Genomic DNA, 21,618 nt, shown 5'->3' with positions numbered 1-21,618 from the left:
AAAAACAATAGTGCTAACCCGTATTAGCGACTTAGCGAATACGAGTTAGCACCACAGGTTGAAAGAGGAAAATTCAATGGATAAGCGCCACGACCCAAGCCGCCGTATTATTGCACCGCATGGCACACAATTAAGCTGTAAGAGTTGGCTCACTGAAGCGCCAATGCGTATGTTAATGAACAACTTACATCCCGATGTCGCCGAGCGCCCAGAAGACTTAGTCGTCTATGGTGGTATCGGCCGCGCCGCCCGCGATTGGGACTGTTACGACAAAATTATCGAAGTTTTACAACGCCTCGAAGACGACGAAACCTTATTAGTGCAATCGGGCAAACCTGTGGGCGTATTTCGCACCCATGCGGATGCACCGCGCGTGCTGATTGCTAACTCAAACCTAGTGCCACACTGGGCGAACTGGGAGCATTTCAACGAGTTAGACAAGCTCGGTTTGGCCATGTACGGTCAGATGACGGCGGGTTCTTGGATCTATATCGGCACTCAAGGCATAGTCCAAGGCACCTACGAGACCTTTGTGTCGGTCGCAAAACAGCACTTTGAGGGCATCTCTAAAGGCAAATGGATCCTTACTGGCGGGTTAGGTGGTATGGGCGGCGCACAAACGCTGGCGGGCACTATGGCTGGCTTCTCAGTGTTAGCCTGTGAAGTCGACGAAACCCGCATCGATTTCCGCCTGCGTACTCGTTATGTTGACAAAAAAGCCACTTCGCTCGATGAAGCATTAGCCATGATTGAAGAAGCGAACCAAGCTGGTAAGCCAGTATCAGTGGGCTTATTAGCGAATGCCGCCGATGTGTTTGCTGAATTAGTTAACCGCGGCGTTACCCCAGATGTGGTGACCGACCAAACCTCGGCACACGATCCGTTAAACGGTTATCTGCCGCAGGGTTGGACTATGGCTGAGGCCGCCGCCATGCGTAAAACCGACGAAGCGGGCGTAGTGAAAGCGGCGAAAGCTTCGATGGCGGTGCAAGTACAAGCCATGCTCGACCTGCAAACCGCGGGTGCAGCCACGCTCGATTACGGTAATAACATTCGCCAAATGGCGTTTGAAATGGGCGTTGAAAATGCCTTCGATTTCCCAGGTTTTGTACCTGCTTATATTCGCCCACTGTTCTGTGAAGGCATTGGCCCGTTCCGCTGGGTGGCGTTATCTGGCGATCCCGAAGATATCTACAAAACCGACGCTAAAGTCAAAGAACTGATCCCAGATAATCCACACCTGCACAATTGGCTAGACATGGCGCGCGAGCGTATCGCCTTCCAAGGTCTGCCAGCGCGTATTTGCTGGGTTGGCTTAAAAGATCGCGCTCGCTTGGCGTTAGCTTTCAATGAAATGGTCAAAAATGGCGAGTTGTCGGCGCCCGTGGTAATCGGTCGCGACCACTTAGATTCTGGCTCAGTGGCCAGCCCGAACCGCGAAACCGAATCTATGCTGGACGGCTCAGATGCGGTATCCGATTGGCCATTATTGAACGCGCTACTCAACACCGCTAGCGGTGCAACTTGGGTGTCGCTGCACCACGGCGGCGGCGTCGGTATGGGCTTTAGCCAACATTCGGGTGTGGTGATTGTGTGTGACGGCACAGATGCGGCGGCAAAACGGGTTGGCCGTGTGCTGTGGAATGACCCTGCGACAGGCGTGATGCGTCATGCCGATGCGGGCTACGAGATTGCGAAAAACTGCGCCAAGGAGCAGGGCCTCGATTTACCTATGCAAGACTAGCCGATGCTAACGACTCAATAACAATAATAACTAAAAGCTTGGAGCTAAAAATATGAAATCTGTGAATCACTTAGTGTTAACGCCGGGCAACTTGAGCCTAGCGCAATTGCGCGAAATCAGCCGTCATAAGTTGACACTGGAACTCGCACCAGAGGCGATTACTGATATCAACACCAGTGCGCAAATCGTGCAAAAAGTGTTGGATGAAGGCCGTACTGTTTACGGCATCAACACGGGCTTTGGCTTGTTGGCCAATACCAAGATAGCGCCCGAAGATCTGCAATTGCTGCAACGTTCTATCGTGTTGTCACATGCCGCTGGCACGGGGCAATACATGCAAGATGCCACAGTGCGTTTGATGATGGTGTTAAAAATCAATTCATTAAGTCGTGGTTTTTCAGGCATTCGTTTAGAAGTGATTAACTTCTTAATCAGTTTAGTGAACGCCGAAGTTTATCCCTGCGTGCCAGAAAAAGGTTCAGTCGGTGCCTCGGGTGACTTAGCGCCACTGGCGCACATGTGTTTGCCTATGCTGGGCGAAGGCGAAATGAGCTATCGAGGCGAGTTAATTTCCGCCGCCGAAGGTTTAGAAATTGCTGGTCTCAAGCCAATCGATTTAGCGGCCAAAGAAGGGCTGGCTTTGCTTAACGGCACACAAGCGTCGACTGCGCTGGCGCTGGAAGGGTTGTTCCATGCCGAAGACTTGTTCGCAGCAAGTTCAGTGATCGGTGCCATGAGCGTCGAAGCCGCTATGGGCAGTCGTAGCCCGTTTGATCCTCGCATCCATGCGGCGCGTGGTCAGAAAGGTCAAATCGATTCGGCCATGGTCTTCCGTCATCTACTGGGTGAAGAGTCTGAGATAAGCTTAAGTCATGCTAACTGTGAAAAGGTGCAAGATCCTTACTCACTGCGCTGTCAGCCACAGGTGCTGGGTGCTTGCTTGACCCAAATTCGTCACGCGGCTGATGTGTTAGGCACTGAGGCCAATGGCGTAACCGATAATCCACTGGTGTTCCAAGACACGGGCGATATCATTTCTGGCGGTAACTTCCACGCCGAACCCGTGGCTATGGCGGCGGATAATCTGGCGATTGCAATTGCTGAACTGGGCTCCATTGCCGAGCGTCGTATTGCACTGCTAATCGATTCTAGCCTGTCGAAATTACCCCCTTTCCTAGTGAAAAACGGTGGCGTTAACTCAGGCTTTATGATCGCCCAAGTGACGGCGGCGGCATTGGCGTCCGAGAACAAAACCTACGCACATCCGGCATCAGTTGACAGCTTGCCAACATCGGCTAACCAAGAAGATCATGTTTCTATGGCGACCTTTGCTGCCCGCCGCTTGCGCGATATGAGCGAAAATACCCGTGGTGTACTGGCAATTGAATTGTTAGCGGCGGCTCAGGGTTTAGATTTTCGCGCTCCTTTAGCCCCAAGTGCTGCAGTGGCTAAGGCTAAAGCCGAATTGCGTGAAGTCGTCGCCTATTACGATAAAGACAGATACTTCGCGCCAGATATCGAAGCCGCGACCGATTTGTTGTATACAGCGAGCTTTAACACTTATCTGCCTGCAGGAACGCTAGCCAGCTTTTAGGCGTTTGTTTTAGTTTAATGGTTGAACAGGTGTTTACTCCGCGGGAATAGGCTGCACTGAGGCGCTTTTGTTATCGCGCCCAGATTTTGCACCTCAATGTGCTAAAAATAAGCGTTAAAAGGCAAAATTTAAGGTGCAGGCAGATTGCTTGTGCCTTTTTCTTTGGTTTTTATCTGCTTTTCCTCGATCTTTGTCTTTGCCATTTTGGTGTGTTTAACACCGCAGACTCTGCACTTTTTACCCTAATCTTTACATTGTCAGTTTTTGTGGCTATCTATCCCTCTAGAAACCGTTACCTTTGTGTTTTTATCCGCCATCATTATGCATATTTGAATGCATGTAATCATTTTTAATAACCACAACCATATGATGTGGGACAATATGGGGTTGCCATGTTGGACAAAATGTCTTTTGTGGTTTATTGGTTTTTAATTCCTTAAATTGTGCTTTTATTATCATTTATTGGTCTTTGGTGCTTTATTTGAAATGTTTTTTGGAGTTAAGTTCTGTGGTTGTTTATTTGGGATCTTGATCTCATGTCATTATTTGTTATCTATTTCTTCTTTGGGGATAATCTTAAATTAAGTGTGGTCTTTAGTAGGACTCACTCAATCGGTTGCCATTTTTACCACAGCAACCACTAGACTCATAACGACAAGAGTGTGAGAGGACGCAATGAACAGACGCCAGTTTTTTAGACTGTGTGCTGCCGGAGCTGCCACCTCAGCAATTTCAGCGTTGGGATTGATGTCCGAAAAGGCCTATGCGGCCGTTCGAGAATTCAAACTCATTAGCGCGAAAGAAACCCGCAATAACTGCTGCTATTGCTCAGTGGGTTGCGGATTGCTGATGTACAGCAAAGGAAGTAACGGCAAAAACGCCGAACAAAGTATTTTCCATATCGAAGGGGATGCAGACCATCCAGTTAACCGCGGGGCCTTGTGTCCTAAGGGTGCTGGTCTAGTAGATTATGTGAACAGCCCTAATCGTCTTAAATATCCTGAGTACCGTGCGCCAGGCAGTAATGAATGGACTCGTATCAGCTGGACTGAAGCTTACCAACGCATCGCCCGTCTGATGAAGAATGACCGTGATGCTAACTTGATTGAAAAGAATTCTGCTGGGATGACGGTTAACCGTTGGCTTAGCACTGGGATGATGACCTCGTCGGCGATGCCGAATGAAGGCGGCTATATCACCCAGAAATTTGCACGGGCACTGGGCCTAGTTGCAATCGATACTATTGCGCGTAACTGACACTCTCCAACGGTAGCAAGTCTTGCTCCGACATTTGGACGTGGTGCCATGACCAACCACTGGATCGATATTAAAAACTCTAATTTGATCATTATTATGGGCGGTAATGCTGCAGAGGCTCACCCTGTCGGATTCGGCTGGGTTACAGAAGCTATGCAACATAACAACGCTAAACTTTTGGTGGTCGATCCTCGCTTCACCCGTAGCGCCGCTGTGGCCGATTACTATGCGCCGATCCGCTCGGGTACAGATATCGCCTTCCTGCTCGGAGTGATCCGCTATCTTATTGAAACTAAACAAGTGAACTACGACTATGTGAAGGCTTATACCAATGCCAGTTACATAGTGCGCGAAGACTTCTCTTTTAGTGAAGGTCTGTTCAGCGGTTTCGATGAAGAAACAGATAGCTACAATAAAGAGTCTTGGTACTACGAGTTAGACGAACAGGGTTACGCGAAAATCGATCCTAGCTTCGAACATCCACGCTGTGTGTGGAACTTAATGAAGCAACATGTAGAACGCTATGACTTTGAAACAGTAAGCAATATTACCGGTACGCCGATTGCGGACTATGAGATCGTTTGCCAACAAATTGGTAGCACTCATACCCACGATAGAGCCGCGACCTTTATGTATGCCTTAGGTTGGACTCACCACAGTAAAGGGGCGCAGAACATTCGCTCTATGGCCATGGTGCAGTTGCTGCTGGGTAACATTGGGGTGTTGGGCGGTGGTGTTAACGCTCTGCGCGGACACTCGAACGTGCAAGGCGCGACCGATATGGGTTTATTGTGTCAAAGCTTGCCCGGTTACCTCAAGTTGCCGAACGAAAAAGACATTAATCTTAAAACCTATCTCCACAACTATACCCCTGTCGCTCTGCGTCCGGGTCAAACCAACTATTGGCAAAATTACCCTAAATTCTTTGTTTCACAAATGAAGAGCTTTTGGGGCGATAACGCTACGGTTGAAAATGACTTTGGTTATGACTGGTTGCCGAAATGGGACAAGCAGTACGACTTTACTAAACACTTAGATATGGCTTTCCACGGCGAAGTGAATGGCTACATTATCCAAGGTGTTAACGCCATTAACTCTATGCCAAACCGTAATAAGGTACTCAAAGCCTTGAGTAATCTTAAGTACATGGTGGTGTTAGATGCCTTGGCAACGGAAACCGCAACCTTCTGGCAAAATGCCGATGGCTTCAATGAAGTCAATCCCGCTGAAATTATGACGGAAGTGTTCCGTTTACCTACGACATGTTTTGCCGAGGAAGAAGGTTCCATCGTCAACTCTGGCCGTTGGATACAGTGGCATTGGAAGGGTGCTAACCCGCCGGGTGAGGCCAAGCCAGATGCTGAGATTCTCTCCGGCGTCTTAATGGCAATGCGTGAACTGTACAAACAAGAGGGCGGTAAGTTGCCTGAGCCTGTACATGCGATGAGCTGGAATTACCACAATCCTCACTCACCGCACGCAGAAGAAATCGCTCGTGAGCTTAACGGTAAGGATCTCGTGACTCAACGTCAGCTCAGTAGTTTTGCTGAACTGAAAGCCGATGGTAGTACCGCCAGCGCCTGTTGGATTTATGCGGGTTCTTGGACCGAAGAAGGCAACTTGATGGCTCGCCGTGACAACCATGATCCTTCGGGTAAAGGTATTACTCCGGGTTGGGCATTTGCTTGGCCAGCAAACCGTCGTGTGTTGTATAACCGCGCTTCTTGCGATATCAACGGCAAACCTTGGGATCCAAAACGCACTATCGTCGAGTGGGTTGACGGTAAGTGGCACGGTATCGATGTGGGCGACTTCAATATGAAGTTAACACCACAGGAATCCGCTGGCCCCTTCATCATGCAACCCGAAGGTGTGGGTCGTTTCTTCGCCCTTAAACTATTGGCCGAAGGTCCGTTCCCTGAGCACTACGAGCCGATGGAGTCGCCTATTGGGTTGAACCCGTTACACAAGGTCACCAGTAACCCTGCGGTACGTATGTTACCGGGTGTGAAGGAAACCTTAGGTTCCCATAAGGACTTCCCTTATGTGGCAACTACTTACTGTGTAACTGAACACTTTAACTTCTGGTCTACGCATGCTCGTTTAGCTGCGATTTCTATGCCTGAAACCTTCGTCGAAATCGATGAAATGTTAGCGGCAGAAAAAGGTATCGCCAATGGGGATTGGGTCACTGTCAGCTCTAAACGCGGCAGCATTGAAACCAAAGCCTTAGTGACTAAACGGCTACAGCCGTTAAAGGTAAATGGCCAGTTAGTCCATACCGTCGGGTTACCCCGTCATGGCAGCCATAATGCGCTCACTCGTAAGAGTTACTCCTGTAACGTACTCACCACGGAAGTGGGGGATGCAAATACACAGGTGCCTGAGTTCAAAGCATTTTTGGTTAACATCACTAAAGCGGAGGGGATCTGATTATGGCATCACAAGACATTATCCGCCGCTCCGGTACTTCAGCGGTGACGCCTGCGGCAAAGGGGCGTAATTCGTCAGAAAAGGTCGCCAAGCTGTTCGACGCCACTAAGTGTAATGGTTGTAAAGCCTGCCAAGTGGCGTGTTCTGAGTGGAATGATTTACGGGAAGAGGTAGGTACTTTCCAAGGCAGTTACCAAAACCCTATGTCGCTATCGGGCCAATGTTGGACCCTGATGGAGTTCCATGAGGTGATGGAAAGCAACAAGCTGCGTTGGCAATTTACCCACTCGGCCTGTATGCACTGTGCTGACCCTGCCTGCTTAACGGCCTGTTCGACCTCGGGCGCGATTATCCAGCACGCCAATGGTGTGGTGGACTTCGATTCGGACAAATGTATCGGCTGCGGTTATTGCGCCAGTGCTTGTCCTTTCGATGTGCCCAAAATCGATCCTAAGGATAACAAGGCCTACAAGTGCACTATGTGCTCTGACCGTTTGGCTGTGGGATTGGAACCTTCCTGCGTTAAGTCCTGTACCACAGGGGCGCTGCGTTTTGGCACCCGTGAGGACATGTTGTTCTACTCGCAAAAACGGGTCGAAGAACTGAAGGAAAAGGGCTTTGCTAAGGCAGGACTTTATAACCCTGAGGGTGTAGGTGGCACGGGTATGATGATGATATTGCACGATATCGAGCAGCCCGAAAGCTACAACATGCCTGATAACCCGCAGATCCCACTGTCACTCACTCTGTGGCAGGACTGGGTCAAACCTTTAGGCACTATGGGTATTCTTGCCACTGCCGCCGTCGCTTGTCTGCATAAGATCACCGTCGGTCGCAACATAGTTGAAGAAGACCAACCGGGTTATCAACCGCCAGAGGAAGAGGCTAAGCAGGAAGAGGGGGCCGACAAATGAGCAAGCATGATAAGCAAGAAATGATAGTGCGTCACAAGCTGTTCGATCGCATCTGTCATTGGTTCATTGTGGCGGTTGGCCTAGTGACATTTCTCACAGGCTTTTCCTTCTTCTATCCGTCGTTTCAATGGCTTGGGGCGATAGCGGGCACACCGCAATTGGCGAAGTTTATTCATCCCATTGCGGGCTTGATGATGTGCTTACCTCTGATGTTGATGTTGGTGCGTTACTACAAACACAACAAATGGGAAAAGCACGACCTCGCTTGGATGCTCGCCATTAAGGATGTGATGTTCGAGAACGAGGAGAAAATCCCGCCTATCGGCCATTACAACCCTGGACAAAAGGTATTGTTTCGCGCCTTCGTGCTGACATCTATCACTTTAACGGTGACGGGAATCATCATGTGGCAGCCTTACTTTGCGCCCTATTTCTCCGCCACTGTGGTGGGTTGGGCCATTCTGTTGCACGCCATTTGTGCGCTCATCATGTTGATTTTTGTGATGGTGCATTTCTGGATGGCGACATGGGTGGAAGGGTCGGTTACAGGCATGCTTTACGGCAAAGTCTCTAAGGCTTGGTGCCGCAAACATCACCCTGTGATGTTGGATGAACATTCGGACGTGGAGAAACATTAATGAGTCATACAGCCGAGATACCTCTGGCCCAAGGCAGCGAATCGCCGCTGGAACTTAAACCGTTAAAAGCGGCAGATCCCCAAGCTGTGTATCACAGAAGGGCGCAACGTTTGCTGTCATTGGCCAAGGACTCGCCGCTGGCTGACTACTTTGAGCTATGTCGCCGTTTGGTCTCTATACAGGCCAGGTTAGCGCAGGAGGCTGACTTCGGTAAGCTTCTCGCTTGGGGGAAAGATGAGGCGACTCCGCTTTCCCTTTTGGGCTCAGAGGCAGATAGCTATTGGCAAGGACTGCTACAGCAACTGTTAAGTGATTTGTTGCCGCAGGTGGATGAATCCATAGCTCGGGTAGTGCGTTTGCTGATGCAGCAATCGCCCGAGCAACTGAGTTCGTGGGGGCGTTCACTACGCCAAGGGCATGTCAGTGAAGTGCCTGCCCGTTTTAGCTTATTTATCTGGGCGGCGATGGGCGTTTATTGGTCGCATTGGGCACCTATGGTCATCAAGCGGATGGATCAGCGCAAGGTGGCGCAGCAGAGTATGTGTCCCGTGTGTGGATGTCATCCAGTGGCGAGTGTGATTGTCGATCAGCCCCGAGCTGGTTTGCGCTACTTGCATTGCAGTCTGTGCGAGAGCGAATGGCATTACATTCGTGCCCATTGCACCAGTTGCGGTCAGGACAAAGAGATGACGATTTGGTCGCTAGATGATGCCAAGGCTCAAGTGCGGATCGAAAGCTGCGATGAATGTCATGGTTATACCAAGATGATGTTCGTCGAAAAGTCACCTTCTATGGATGTGGCGGCAGACGATCTCGCGACCTTGATGTTAGACAGTGAGCTAAATGCTAAGGGCTTTGGGGCGACAACATTGAACCCACTGCTACTGGCCCACGAAACCACGTAAGCCACATAGCTTAAACAAATGCGGGAGGGAGTCGGGTTGCTGATCCCTTCCTGCTTTTTATAAACCAATGGCAATAATATAAACAAAATGACACAGATGATGACCCAAGCACCTGAAACACTACAAGTTCTGTACCGAGCTTTGCCTTCAATGGATAGCTTACTTGCAGAGCCTAGTTTTGTAGTATTGCTGCAGTCCTACGGCAAAGCGGCAGTAAAGGCCGCACTGGATACCCAGTTAAAGGCGGCGCGCAGCTTAATCGGCCGCGAGCACCGTTTGCCGACATGGTGTGGTGAGCTTGCGCAATTGCACAGATGTTTGGTTGATCAACTGTCTAACGATTACAGCCACAGCTTAAAACCCGTGTGGAATCTCACTGGCACCATATTGCATACCAACCTTGGCCGAGCGCAGCAGTCAGAAGCGGCAATTCGAGCCGTGACTTCTGTTATGCGCTACCCCACACCGCTGGAGTTTGAGCTTGCGGCAGGTGAACGTGGTCACAGGGATAATGCGATCAGTGCTTTAATCCAGCGCTTAACGGGTGCCGAGGCTTGTTGTGTCGTGAATAACAATGCCGCTGCGGTTTTGTTGATGCTTTCTGCGGTGGCGGCGGGGAAAGAAGTCATAGTCTCCCGTGGTGAGTTGGTGGAAATTGGCGGCGCGTTTCGTATCCCTGACATTATGCGCCAAGCGGGCTGCACCTTAGTCGAGGTCGGCAGCACCAATCGGACTCACCTTAAGGATTATGAGCAGGCCATTACTGAAAATACCGCTGCGATAATGAAGGTCCACACCAGTAATTATCATATTAGTGGTTTTACTGCCGCAGTGGAGGAGGCAAGGCTGGGTCAGTTATGCCGTGAGCGTGGCATATCACTCATTTCGGATCTTGGTAGTGGATCACTGACGGATCTGCGCCGCTTTGGCCTAAAACAAGAACCTACGCCCCAAGCCATGCTAGCCGATGGGGTCGATTTAGTGAGTTTTTCCGGCGATAAACTATTGGGTGGCCCTCAGTCTGGTTTGATCGTTGGCAAACAGTCGCTGATTAAGCAGTTACAGAGTCATCCACTAAAGCGCGCCCTGCGTTGCGATAAGCTGATTTTGGCGGCGTTAGAAGCGACATTGATCCACTATCTTAACCCTGAAACCTTAGACATTGAGCTGCCTATTATGGCGAAATTTGCCCGTAGCCAAGAGACGTTATGGCAGATTGGTCGTCGCTTACAGCAAGCTTTGGTTCCACATTTTGAACCTTGTTATCGCATTGAGTTAGTCGAGTGCCAAACACAAGTCGGCAGTGGCTCACAGCCCGATACTTTTTTACCCTCAGTGGCGTTGTGTTTTACCGCACTCAATGGCGGTAGTTTAAGTTTGTTAGAACAACAATTTAAGCAGGCGGCACGGCCTATCATAGGCCGCATGTGTCAGGACCAACTCAGGTTAGATCTGCGCGGTCTTGATAGTGAAGCCGAACTCCTCGCCGAGTTGAGCACTTTAGGTGTGCAGTTGTGATCATTGTGACTGCGGGTCATGTCGATCATGGCAAGAGTACGCTTATTCGTGCTTTGACTGGGATGAATACCGATCGTCTGCCGGAGGAAAAACGCCGCGGTATGACGATCGATCTTGGCTATGCATTTATGCCACTTCGAGATGGTTCGCGCCTTGCTTTTATTGATGTGCCCGGCCACGAAAAATTTATCAACAACATGCTGGTGGGCGTGAGTCATGCTCGGCATGCCCTGTTAGTGATGGCCTGTGACGATGGCGTAATGCCGCAAACCCGTGAGCATCTGCAAATTCTTGCGCTCTTACCTTTGCACAGTTTGACCTTAGTGCTAACTAAGCGGGATTTAGTTGATAGTGACAAGGCGGCACAGCTTGTCGCCGATGGACTCACTTTGCTGGCCGAGTATGGCATTGAGGCCAGTGGTGTTTTTGAAGTGTCGGCGAATGGAACCGCCGACTTAGCATCCAATGGCGTGGCGGCGCTGAAGGCGCATATTCTTGATTTAGGTGAGCAAGAGTCAAAGCGAGCGGAGGATGCCAGCAGCTTTAGGATGACGCTCGATCGCGCCTTTAGTGTGAAAGGTGCGGGTTGTGTCGTGACGGGCACAGTGATCAGCGGCAGCGTATGTGTGGGGGATAGTCTTTTTAGCTCAGGGCAAAAGGCCAAACTCAGAGTGCGAGGCATACATTGTCAGGGACAAGAAGCCCAAAGGGCTGTCACGGGTACACGCGTAGCACTCAATTTAACGGGTGTCGATAACCATAGGGAGCCAGAGCGTGGCGATTGGCTGAGCAGTTTGCCTCAAGCAGAGCTCTGTAGCCGCCCCGTTGTGCACATTCGAGCCTTCGATTTTTTAGGCTGTGAGCCATTAGTGCATTGGCAAAATGTCCACTGTCACCATGGTGCCGATCATACTTTAGGTCGAGTTTCCCTGTTAAATGAAGCTGATGAAGAAGGCTTCTGTCTGGCGGAGTTAGTACTCGAAAAGCCACTACTCCTATGTCAGGACGATCGAATTGTCCTGCGACACATTGGAGGTAAACAGACTTTAGGTGCGGGGCGAGTGTTGGCGCTGAAAGTCCCTAATCGTAAGAAACGTACACCTGAACGAGTCGCGAGATTACTGCAATTAGCACGCTTGGATAATCCTGCCCATGTGGTGGCTTTACTCGGCCAAACTCAGGCGCTAGAGCTTGATGAAATCGCGTGGCGTTGGCAATTAACCGACGAAGGGCTGGCAATGCTGTTAGCCCAAGCGGGTTTAGTTCGTTTTGGGGCATTTGCTATAGCGACAAGTTTACTTGAGCAAGAAAAACAACAGTTTATTACTTTACTTAACGAGTTCCATCAACAGCATCCTGACCAACTTGGGCTTGGGCGTAATCGCTTGCAGCGAATGAGCCATAGCGCTTTGCCGCCCGAATTAGCCAATAAAGTGCTCGACACGCTTTGCCAAGAGGGACGCATGGTATTGCGTGGCGCCCTGTTGCAATTGGCCGAGCACAAAATAGTGCTAGATGCTGAGGCGCAGCATTGTTGGCAGGCACTTGCGCCTTGGCTTGCCGAGCAAACCGCCCCCGTGTGGGTCACCGAAATGGGCGAATACCTTGAGCTTGAACCTGCCAAATTAAGGCTGCTGTGTTTCCAGCTGGTGCAGCAGGGGTTTATTACTGCTGTGGTGAAGGACAGATATTTGCTCAGCGAGCAAATCTGTTACTACGCCAGCTTAGTACGTACTCATATTGCAGAACACGGCAAGCTCGAAACGGCAGAATTTAAAGACATGGTTGGGCTTGGGCGTAAGGTGAGTATTCAACTGCTTGAGTTCTTTGACAGAAGTGGTTTTACCCGTAGGAAGTATCGCAGTAATAGTCGAGAAGTTCGGGATGCGGAGTTGTTTTTTTCCCATGAGAATTGGCGGAAGAACATAGGAGTCGAACCTACCCAGGACTGCTGGCAGCCCTACCCGGATTTGAAATCCGGACGCCTCACCGGAGACGACGTTCTTCCAATAGAAGACCTAGGGATAGTAGAAAATGCGTAAGGATGATTCAAGGCGATTCTTATTTAGTTTATGGGTTTGTGATACAAGTCTTAAATTGTCATCAAACTAATTGTTTTTATTTGGTTTTATAGTTTTAAAGGGGCGCTATGGAATATCATTCACATGAAGTGGTGACAGAAAGAAACGTGATCTTGTTAGAACATGGGCACGCATCTGAGCTGACTGACTACTTAGCTAATGAAGTGCGGGTTGCACTGGTCTATAACGGCATAGCGCATACCGTGATGTTGGCGAGCCCTCAAGATTTAGAAGCCTTCGCTATTGGTTTTACGTTATCTGAACGTATCGTTTCCCATATCAATGATATCAAAGGGGTTGAGCTCGAGTTCACCAGTGAAGGCGTGTTGATCCAAGTGGAAATCAACCAACGATGCTTTATGGAACTCAAGCAACAAAGGCGCAATATGGCGGGGCGCACAGGTTGTGGATTGTGCGGCGTCGCCCAGCTCGAAGAGGCCGTCAAGCCTGTGATGCGGGTGGACTCAGATGCCAGATTTGATATCGAACACTTACAGGTCGCACTTGGGCAACTTCAAGATAATCAACAACATTTTAAGCTGACGGGCGCCACTCATGCGGCCATGGGGCTTAACCATCAAGGACAGATCATCGCCGCCTATGAGGATATAGGCAGGCATATCGCACTAGACAAGCTAATTGGCGCCTTTTCCGCTCATAATGTGGAACGTCCAGTGGCCGTATTGCTCACCAGTCGCGCGAGTTTTGAGATGGTGCAAAAGGCCGCTAGTGCCAATATCCAAATTCTGTTTGCTATGTCCGCCGTGACTTCACTGGCGTTGGAATTAGCAGAGAAAAGCAATATCACGCTTATCGGTTTTTGCCGTAATGGCAGGGCAACGCTTTACACCCACGGTTATCGCCTGTTGGGGCAGCAGTGTGTCAGCTTAGCTAAAGCCATTTAAGCGTGAGGCCACTTGTGATTGAAGTTGTCGAACGACTTCAATCACTCTGGCACACGGGTTATAAGCGCATTGCGCTTATTTTTTATAGTCTCGTTCATTAGGGTAATGACATGACATGGCAACAATTTAAACAAGAATATTTAGTCCGTTTTTGGGCGCCAATGCCAGCGGTTATCGCTGCGGGTATCCTTTCTACTTACTATTTTGGTTTGACCGGAACCTTCTGGGCTGTTACTGGGGAATTCACTCGTTGGGGTGGTCATTTACTGCAGTTTTTAGGTGCAGAACCAGAAACTTGGGGTTATTTCAAAGTGATAGGTCTGCAGGGCTCTCCTCTAGATCGTATCGACGGCATGATGATTATCGGTATGTTTGGTGGTTGTATTGCCGCTGCGCTTTGGGCCAATAACGTCAAACTGCGTATGCCACAGAGCCGTATCCGTATTGCTCAGGCACTGATCGGCGGCATTATTGCTGGCTTTGGTGCCCGTTTAGCTATGGGTTGTAACCTTGCCGCCTTCTTCACGGGTATTCCGCAGTTCTCTTTACATGCTTGGTTCTTTGCTTTGGCGACTGCGGCAGGCTCTTACTTTGGTGCAAGATTTACCTTACTACCTATGTTCCGTATTCCGATAAAACTGAAAAAGGTAAATAAAGCGACTTCAATCAAGCAGGACGAAAACCAAGCTAGACGTCGTTTCCGTATCGGTATGTTGGTGTTTGTAGGCATCGTCGGTTGGGGGTTATTGACTATGTTCAATGCGCCAAAACTCGGCATTGCTATGCTCTGTGGTGTTGGTTTTGGTTTATTAATCGAACGGGCGCAAATCTGCTTTACCTCAGCGTTCCGCGATATGTGGATCACTGGTCGTACTCACATGGCGAAGGCGATTATCTTAGGTATGGCGGTCAGTGCGATAGGTATTTACAGCTATGTGCAACTGGGTGTGCCACCTAAGATTATGTGGGCTGGCCCTAATGCGGTGATCGGCGGCTTACTGTTTGGTTTTGGTATTGTACTGGCTGGTGGTTGTGAAACGGGTTGGATGTATCGTGCAGTCGAAGGCCAAGTGCATTTCTGGTGGGTGGGCTTAGGTAACGTGTTGGGTTCAACCTTACTGGCGTATTACTGGGATGATATCGCTCAGCCATTAGCAACGAACTGGGACAAAGTTAATTTACTGACCAGCTTTGGCGATAAAGGCGGATTATTGCTGACCTATGTGCTGCTGGGGCTCTCCTTTGGCGCTATGTTGCTGTGGGAAAAACGTTTCTTTGCTCGTAAGGCGAAGCGGGATGAACAATTGCTAGCGGAGGCGGCGTAATGGCTCAATATATTCCAGATTATCAACTCGATATGGTGGGTGAACCTTGCCCTTATCCCGCAGTGGTTACTCTTGAGGCTATGCCAAAGTTAAAGCCCGGTGAAATTCTCGAGGTGATTAGTGACTGCCCGCAGTCTATTAACAACATTCCCCTCGATGCTAAAAATCATGGTTATAAAGTGCTGGAAATTGAGCAGAATGGTCCGACTATTCGTTATCTGATCCAGCGTTAATCACTGACTTTCGCGATTATGAAAACAAAAAAGCACAAACTTATGTTTGTGCTTTTTACTATTTCATCAGGAAATACAATTAGCTTCCTCAGTAAAAGTTTCTTTCAGCTAATTAGGCAAATTCAGGATTAGCCTTGGCAATCTACTGGCAGATATTCATCCGGAATACCGTTGCTGCTGCAAACCCAAGTGATATTATTTTGCTCATCAACTTGAGGCGATAGATAGACTTCATAGCCTTGATAATCCCCGAGCGCTTCGCTTCCTATAAAACCGACTATGCCATCTGTGTACAGATTAAATGTCGCAATCTGCTCGTCCGTGAGTCCAAGCACATCCAATTCGGTTGGCCAAGCTTTGTTGGTTTGATAGTAGCCGACTAAGATGTCAGTGATCGGTGCCAGTGCTTGATGTTGCTGGTCGATACTGGCAATGGCCAGTGCCGCATCGGGTACATTCAATGCTGCTGGTGTGGCTTCGGTCGTGGTTGGCGCCTCATAACTCGTGGCGGCACCCATCTTCTCTTGATAGTCCTTATACGCTGGCAACGCGACTGCTGCAGCAATACCAATAATCGCAGCGAAGATTATCAATCCACCGCCTGCTGTGCCTAAACGTGGCATAAAGAAGCTGAGTACATAGGCCCATGCACTGCGTGATGGCGGTGCATATTCCACTCCTTGTGCTTTGGCTTGGACTCTCGCCATGCGCTTGGTCAACCAAGGATAGCTGCCATTAAGCTCGTGCAGCGACATCCAAAAACCACTCGACTCACTGGCTTGGCGGATATATTGATCCACATTCATACGTTTCCATTGCTCGACACCAGCGGCTAACACAGCAACGGCATTTGTGGCTGAACGTAAGCTGTTGCAGCAACGTAATCCGTGGAGATCGCAGGTATATTCACAGGCGCGAGAATAAGCCGCACCGACTAAAGGTAACCAAGTGGCGAAGACTAAGAAGGGCGCTTTACCTATATGATTGCGGCGAATATGGCCTAACTCGTGGCCGATATAGAAGTTGAGCGCATCTTTATCTGACTCAAGCGCATCCACAATCGATGAAAATAGCACTATATAGTTGCGACCGAGGAAGCGTGTCGCCAGTGCGTTTAACATGCCATCAGCGGCCAATAAGTAAGCGCGTGGTGGCTCGCGCATTTCTAAACGTTCGCAACACGCTAAATATTGTTTATGTAATTCAGGAAATTGCTCTGCATTGATTTCGACAGCCGTGCCTTTTAAGTAGCTGATAAAGGCGGAGTGGCTAAAGAGATAAATAATAAAAAACATCAACACATAGAGCAGCGCCATGCCAAAAGTGCCTATGATCAATGCCGCCCAGACGATCCCAGAAATAATAGCTAACAGAGTGAACAGCGATTTTTCCTTCGAATAGACAATATCTGTCATTTGAATGGGATTCTCGTTCCCTGCGGTAATAACTTGTTCCATGTTGATCCTTTTCCTTGTGAAGAGACAAACGGCGTGAAAATAGTCAATTTTACTCGAAAATTCAACCACTATCGTGTGCAAAGCAAAAAATTAACCGTTTTGACATTCAGTTTAATCAGCTATGCGCAAATTGGAGTAGGTCGATTTCATCAGGATTTTGTGGTTTTTTGGCGCTAGAGAGTCCGATTATGCAGGCGGACACAGATTGGTAAGTGGCTCTTAGTCTCTGGGCATTTTCCTCGCAGCGCACTAGAATTAGGTGTTTTCGCAGCATATCGGCTGAGGGTTAAGTCTTAAGTTAGAACCGAGATAAAAGTAAATCACATCACTATGAGTGCACTTTAAGGCATGGTTCTTCAAGGCATAGTGCTTTGAGTCAGGCTCGGTTAAGCCTATATAGGGTTAGCTATGGCAAGCGTTGAAACAAACCACAGAAATACAAAGGAATTGAGATGGCTAAGTTAACAAATAAGATGATAAGTAATCGATTGGGTTTCAAATGGTATTGTGCCGCAGGCGTGATGGTTAGCGCGTTAAGTGCGGGAGTAATGGCGGCTAACGCACCTTCTTTTGACTGCACGAAAGTGAATGCTGGCAGTATTGAAGACATGGTCTGTAAGGATGCGGGGCTGAACCAACTTGATAATCAGTTAGCTAAGGTTTATAGCCAAGCGCTTGAAAAAGCGAAGAATGAACAACCTCCTACTTTAAAGGCGATGCAACGTGGTTGGGTGAAAGGCCGTAATGAATGCTGGAAGAGCGACGATAAGCACGCGTGTATTGAATCTAGCTATCAAACCCGCATTGCCGAACTGCAGGCACAATATCGTTTAGTCGACATGACCGGCCCAGTGTTTTATGCCTGTGACGGCAATCCAGCTAACGAAGTAGTGGTGACTTATTTTAAAACCGAACCTGCCACCCTGATTGCTGAACATGGTGATAGTACTTCATTAATGTTTGTGCAACCCAGCGGCAGCGGCGCTAAGTATCAAGGCCGCAATGAAAGCCTATGGGAACATCAAGGCGAAGCTAAAGTAGTTTGGGGCTACGAAGCACCAGAAATGACCTGTAAACTGGTGACTAAATAGGATTGATTTAAGGTCGCCATGAAACAAGCTCTCGTGCATATCGCCTTAGTCGTAAGAGATTACGACGAGGCGATTGATTTTTATGTGAATAAATTAAAATTCGAATTAGTCGAAGACACTTATCAAGCTGAGCAAGATAAGCGCTGGGTCGTTGTTGCCCCACCGGGTTCTAAGGGCGCTTCTATCTTGTTAGCGCGGGCGTCTAAACCTGAGCAGTTCGATTTTATCGGTAATCAGGCGGGTGGTCGGGTGTTTTTATTTTTAAATACCGATGACTTTTGGCGTGATTATCGCCGTATGGTCGCCGATGGCGTGGAGTTTGCGCGCGAGCCGCAAGAACAAGACTATGGCACAGTCGCTGTGTTTAAAGATCTCTACGGTAACTTATGGGATTTACTGCAATTGAATTCGAATCATGTCATGGCTAAGCGAATGAGTTAAGATTCAGTATTTAGTATGAATTACCGCGCAAGCTATTTAATGGAGTCAAACACTGGGAATATTCTTTGTGTTTGACCTCTGTTAAGTTCGTCGAAAATTCTCAGTTATTGATCATTTTTATTAGGGATTCACTGTAAATTTCAATTTATTCTTGTGGAACCGATAGATTTTATAATGGATCGGCCAATACCATTATGTTTTTATTCAAAATTCAATGTCTATCGAATAAATTACTCTTTTGTTTTTATAATTACCTATTCACTTTTTCCGTACTTTAGTATTTAACTCACATTTAAATTAATGAGCGTCAGTTTTTGTTGACAGTTTTATACGTCACTTATTTGCATAGGCGATTATTGTCACTTAGCTTCTTTAATGTTCTCTAGCTATAAAAATTTAGTCGTGAATATCATTACGTCTAAAGCAAGCTGGCATTTGAAAATAATATTTAATCTGAGTGACTTACTAAAGGAATCTGATAAGTATGAATTTTTTTAAAATACGTTGCACGGCATTATGGATAGGCCGCGCGTTAAGTGTCTCCGCGATAATAGCGTTACCATCGTTCGCATCTGATATGCCAACCAGTCAGTATCATATTGATGCAGAAGAAATGAAAATGGTAGATATGCCTAGTGTGTTACTGCCATTTAATAATCTGATGTTTTTATATGGCGTAGATGCATCGCAGTTTGATTTAGCTGACTTTATTTACGTCAATGTTCCTGATTTAATCGATAAAGAAGAGGCGATTACGCATTGGGCTGGATATTATAGTATTAACCCCAAAGTCATACTGACTTTGATGGAAATGCAATCTCAGTTAATTTCGTCTCCGACAGCTGAAGCGCTTAACCGACCTTTGGGAACATTATCGGATAAACAGGGTTTTGAGGAACAACTCCAAGATGTATTGGCTCAGCTATCACAACGTTTTTATGCCTATGAAGAGTCTCAATTAAAAGGCCTATACCCGCCAAGTACCGACGCAGTTAATGCATCGAGTTTTGCATTATTGGCTTTGTTAAACGGTCGTAGGATAGAGCAACAGCAACATGCCGTTATGACGGGTGAGCACGCTTTGGGATTGGACCTATTCATTGAGCAGTTTAGATTATTATTTGGCAATACTGACCGTGAGTTGTTAATGAGTTCAGTTGCTAAAAATCCGCTTGTAGCTGATTCAACTCAGTCGATGCAACAAGTCGTCCCATTGGCGAATATTACCGCGAGTAGTCTGCCACCCAGTAACATGCTGCAAATGCCTTGGCGACAGGGATATTCATGGCAATCCAATGGTGCTCATTCGCATACTGGGTCTGGCTATCCGCTATCATCAATCGATGTATCCTACGATTGGCCACAATGGGGAAGTCCGACTTATTCGGTTGCTTCCGCACATGATGGGACTGTCAATGTGTTGTCTCGCTGCCAAGTACGGGTGACAAATGCTAACGGTTGGGCGACTAACTATTATCATATGGATCAAATTACAGTGCGTAATGGTCAATATGTAAACCAAAATACTGTGATGGGCATTTATGCAAATAATAAAAATGCAGCCTTGTGTGAAGGTGGGAGTTCAACTGGGCCCCATTTGCATTTTTCTTTATTAAAGGATGGCCGCCATGTGTCGTTGCAAGATGTACATTTGGGGCAATATAGAATCAACATTGGTAGTTACAACTATGACAATAACTGTAGTCGTTTCAATCTGTTTGATGTAAGTAACAATCGTACAATGTGCGCTTGGGCGCCGCTGTATAATGCTGGAAGTCTCTAATCCATGATAGAAAGCCCCTCAATCGAGGGGCTGATATAATGCGAGGAAACCGTTGATCGATAAGCTAGCTAGACCCTCAAATTATTTGAATATCCCCCTGTTTAAATTCTTGAATACCAGTGGTTTTTGGCGGGATTGTCAACGTATGGTCGCCGATGGCGTGGAGTTTGCGCGCAAGCCGCAAGAACAAGACTATGGCACAGTCGCTGTGTTTAAAGATCTCTACGGTAACTTATGGGATTTACTGCAATTGAATGATGAGCATCCTATGGCACACAGGTTAGCGTATCGGGAGTGAGGATTAGAAGTTAACCCCTAATCCTAAGGTGTAGCTGGTATCTCTCGTATTGCCTATCACTGTTTTAGTGTCATTGAAGTCATATTTAAATGACAAATAAATCCGCTGAGTTAGCAGATATTTAAGTCCTACTGTCGAGTTTGAGATGTAATCAATCGAAGGCATATCTGGGAAGGCAATTTGCAGATCGGCATAGGACTCTAAAATGCCACCAAACCAATATTGTTTATAGTTAAGTGAGGCCGCCCAAGCATTTAGTTCTAGTTTAAAGGACTGTTGTTCAAGCCAAAAATGGTTGTAGGTTACGACGAAGTCTAATTTATCGCGCCCAGCACCCCAAAAGCGATAACCAGGACCGAGTCCCGCATAATAACTATGGCTATCGATGCCGAGTTTATCTTCTTCATAAAAATCTTCCTGACGTAACAGCCAATGCTCATTGAGCAGATAGTCTAATGAATAATGTCCTTCGAGGGTGTTGCGCTTAGTCACGTCATCTTCGGTTTCGTAGCGTACTTCGGTCTTGATATTATGTCGCCATTGCAAGGTTTCCGCTGTGATATCGCCTTTGATATGTAGCTTCTGACTATTTTTCTTGTTTTTGGTGACATCAAGTGTGGTTTCTACACTACCGTTAAAATTCCAATCTGAGTTTGCATAGTGCTGCGAGAATCTCAACTCACTCACGGGAGTGTGCTGGTTATTAATTAATACCATGCCATGTTCATTAGAGGCTTGAATACTTATGTCCTGTATGGAACGACTGACACTCCAAGGTCTAGTATCTGTGACTTCGAGGCTGAGAATGGCACTGCGTTGAATGGTAATTTTAGGGGTATAACTGGTGTTGATGATGAGATTTTGATCGTTAAACTCTTTAATTTCACCGCTAATTTTATCGCCATTGAGCAAAAAAACTGTGTCGGCATAACACAAGGGGCTGACACTACAGAGCGTAGCAACAAGGTACAATGCTGGATTGGATATCAGATTATGCATCT

15 protein-coding genes, 1 tRNA gene and 2 pseudogenes are annotated in these 21,618 nt (G+C 47.8%); 15 read left to right on the top strand and 3 right to left on the bottom strand.

What is annotated here, in order from left to right:
* Window positions 1-76: 76 nt before the first annotated feature.
* The 8 genes and pseudogenes from hutU to selB form a co-directional block, all read left to right on the top strand.
* Window positions 77-1,744: a urocanate hydratase gene (gene hutU / locus L5M40_RS19410; RefSeq protein ID WP_173496972.1), complete on the top strand. Its 1,668-nt coding sequence runs from the start codon at window positions 77-79 to the stop codon at window positions 1,742-1,744.
* A gap of 52 nt (window positions 1,745-1,796) precedes the next feature.
* Entirely contained in the window at window positions 1,797-3,338 is a 1,542-nt protein-coding gene (gene hutH / locus L5M40_RS19405; RefSeq protein WP_263257093.1) for a histidine ammonia-lyase, read from the top strand.
* Between the two features lie 675 nt (window positions 3,339-4,013).
* Window positions 4,014-7,028 (top strand): formate dehydrogenase-N subunit alpha, encoded by a 3,015-nt coding sequence (fdnG, locus tag L5M40_RS19400; protein WP_158683032.1) that lies wholly within the window; start codon window positions 4,014-4,016, stop codon window positions 7,026-7,028.
* Window positions 7,029-7,030: 2 nt separating this feature from the next.
* Window positions 7,031-7,942, top strand: coding sequence for a formate dehydrogenase subunit beta (gene fdxH / locus L5M40_RS19395; protein WP_287480897.1), 912 nt, complete (start codon window positions 7,031-7,033; stop codon window positions 7,940-7,942).
* Complete coding sequence (locus L5M40_RS19390; RefSeq protein ID WP_011982054.1) at window positions 7,939-8,580, top strand: formate dehydrogenase subunit gamma; 642 nt, start codon at window positions 7,939-7,941, stop codon at window positions 8,578-8,580. The genes fdxH and L5M40_RS19390 overlap by 4 nt, the downstream gene beginning before the upstream one ends.
* Complete coding sequence (gene fdhE / locus L5M40_RS19385) at window positions 8,580-9,485, top strand: formate dehydrogenase accessory protein FdhE (RefSeq protein ID WP_263257091.1); 906 nt, start codon at window positions 8,580-8,582, stop codon at window positions 9,483-9,485. Before L5M40_RS19390 ends, fdhE begins: the two co-directional genes overlap by 1 nt.
* 96 nt (window positions 9,486-9,581) lie before the next feature.
* A complete protein-coding gene (gene selA, locus L5M40_RS19380) occupies window positions 9,582-11,003 on the top strand; it encodes an L-seryl-tRNA(Sec) selenium transferase (protein WP_263257108.1) in 1,422 nt (473 codons plus the stop codon).
* Window positions 11,000-12,847, top strand: a pseudogene (gene selB / locus L5M40_RS22645) (selenocysteine-specific translation elongation factor); the annotation flags it as partial. The gene selA and the pseudogene selB, both read left to right, overlap by 4 nt.
* A 69-nt stretch (window positions 12,848-12,916) precedes the next feature.
* Here the strand turns inward: selB and L5M40_RS19375 are convergent.
* Window positions 12,917-13,011 (bottom strand) — tRNA-Sec (locus L5M40_RS19375).
* A 141-nt stretch (window positions 13,012-13,152) separates the two neighbouring features.
* On the opposite strand from L5M40_RS19375, the gene fdhD reads away from it, so the two are divergent.
* The 3 genes from fdhD (at window position 13,153) to yedF (ending at window position 15,547) form a co-directional block, all read left to right on the top strand.
* A complete protein-coding gene (gene fdhD / locus L5M40_RS19370) occupies window positions 13,153-13,989 on the top strand; it encodes a formate dehydrogenase accessory sulfurtransferase FdhD (RefSeq protein WP_105250949.1) in 837 nt (278 codons plus the stop codon).
* A 110-nt stretch (window positions 13,990-14,099) separates the two neighbouring features.
* On the top strand, window positions 14,100-15,314 hold the full coding sequence (yedE, locus tag L5M40_RS19365; RefSeq protein WP_107946195.1) for a selenium metabolism membrane protein YedE/FdhT: 1,215 nt from the start codon (window positions 14,100-14,102) through the stop codon (window positions 15,312-15,314).
* The gene (gene yedF / locus L5M40_RS19360) at window positions 15,314-15,547 is read left to right on the top strand and encodes a sulfurtransferase-like selenium metabolism protein YedF (protein ID WP_263257090.1); all 234 of its coding nucleotides are present in this window, start codon (window positions 15,314-15,316) and stop codon (window positions 15,545-15,547) included. Before yedE ends, yedF begins: the two co-directional genes overlap by 1 nt.
* Window positions 15,548-15,675: 128 nt before the next feature.
* On the opposite strand, the gene L5M40_RS19355 is transcribed toward yedF, so the two are convergent.
* Window positions 15,676-17,004, bottom strand: a complete 1,329-nt coding sequence (locus tag L5M40_RS19355) for a M48 family metallopeptidase (protein ID WP_113941250.1) — start codon at window positions 17,002-17,004, stop codon at window positions 15,676-15,678.
* 452 nt (window positions 17,005-17,456) lie between these two features.
* On the opposite strand from L5M40_RS19355, the gene L5M40_RS19350 reads away from it, so the two are divergent.
* The 4 genes and pseudogenes from L5M40_RS19350 to L5M40_RS19335 form a co-directional block, all read left to right on the top strand.
* Complete coding sequence (locus L5M40_RS19350) at window positions 17,457-18,095, top strand: MliC family protein (protein ID WP_131524607.1); 639 nt, start codon at window positions 17,457-17,459, stop codon at window positions 18,093-18,095.
* A gap of 18 nt (window positions 18,096-18,113) precedes the next feature.
* Window positions 18,114-18,536 carry a VOC family protein gene (locus tag L5M40_RS19345; RefSeq protein ID WP_131524609.1) on the top strand — a complete coding sequence of 141 codons (423 nt, stop codon included), beginning with the start codon at window positions 18,114-18,116 and terminating at the stop codon, window positions 18,534-18,536.
* A 484-nt stretch (window positions 18,537-19,020) separates the two neighbouring features.
* Window positions 19,021-20,319 (top strand): M23 family metallopeptidase, encoded by a 1,299-nt coding sequence (locus L5M40_RS19340; RefSeq protein WP_263175888.1) that lies wholly within the window; start codon window positions 19,021-19,023, stop codon window positions 20,317-20,319.
* Between the two features lie 97 nt (window positions 20,320-20,416).
* Window positions 20,417-20,617, top strand: a pseudogene (locus L5M40_RS19335) (VOC family protein); the annotation flags it as partial.
* Between the two features lie 3 nt (window positions 20,618-20,620).
* On the opposite strand, the gene L5M40_RS19330 reads toward L5M40_RS19335, so the two are convergent.
* On the bottom strand, window positions 20,621-21,616 hold the full coding sequence (locus L5M40_RS19330; protein ID WP_105250958.1) for a DUF481 domain-containing protein: 996 nt from the start codon (window positions 21,614-21,616) through the stop codon (window positions 20,621-20,623).
* Between the last annotated feature and the right edge of the window lie 2 nt (window positions 21,617-21,618).

It is taken from the genome of Shewanella sp. SM68, from assembly GCF_025653925.1.
Classification (GTDB): domain Bacteria; phylum Pseudomonadota; class Gammaproteobacteria; order Enterobacterales; family Shewanellaceae; genus Shewanella; species Shewanella oncorhynchi.
This window is presented reverse-complemented; position numbering and strand designations above follow the sequence as displayed.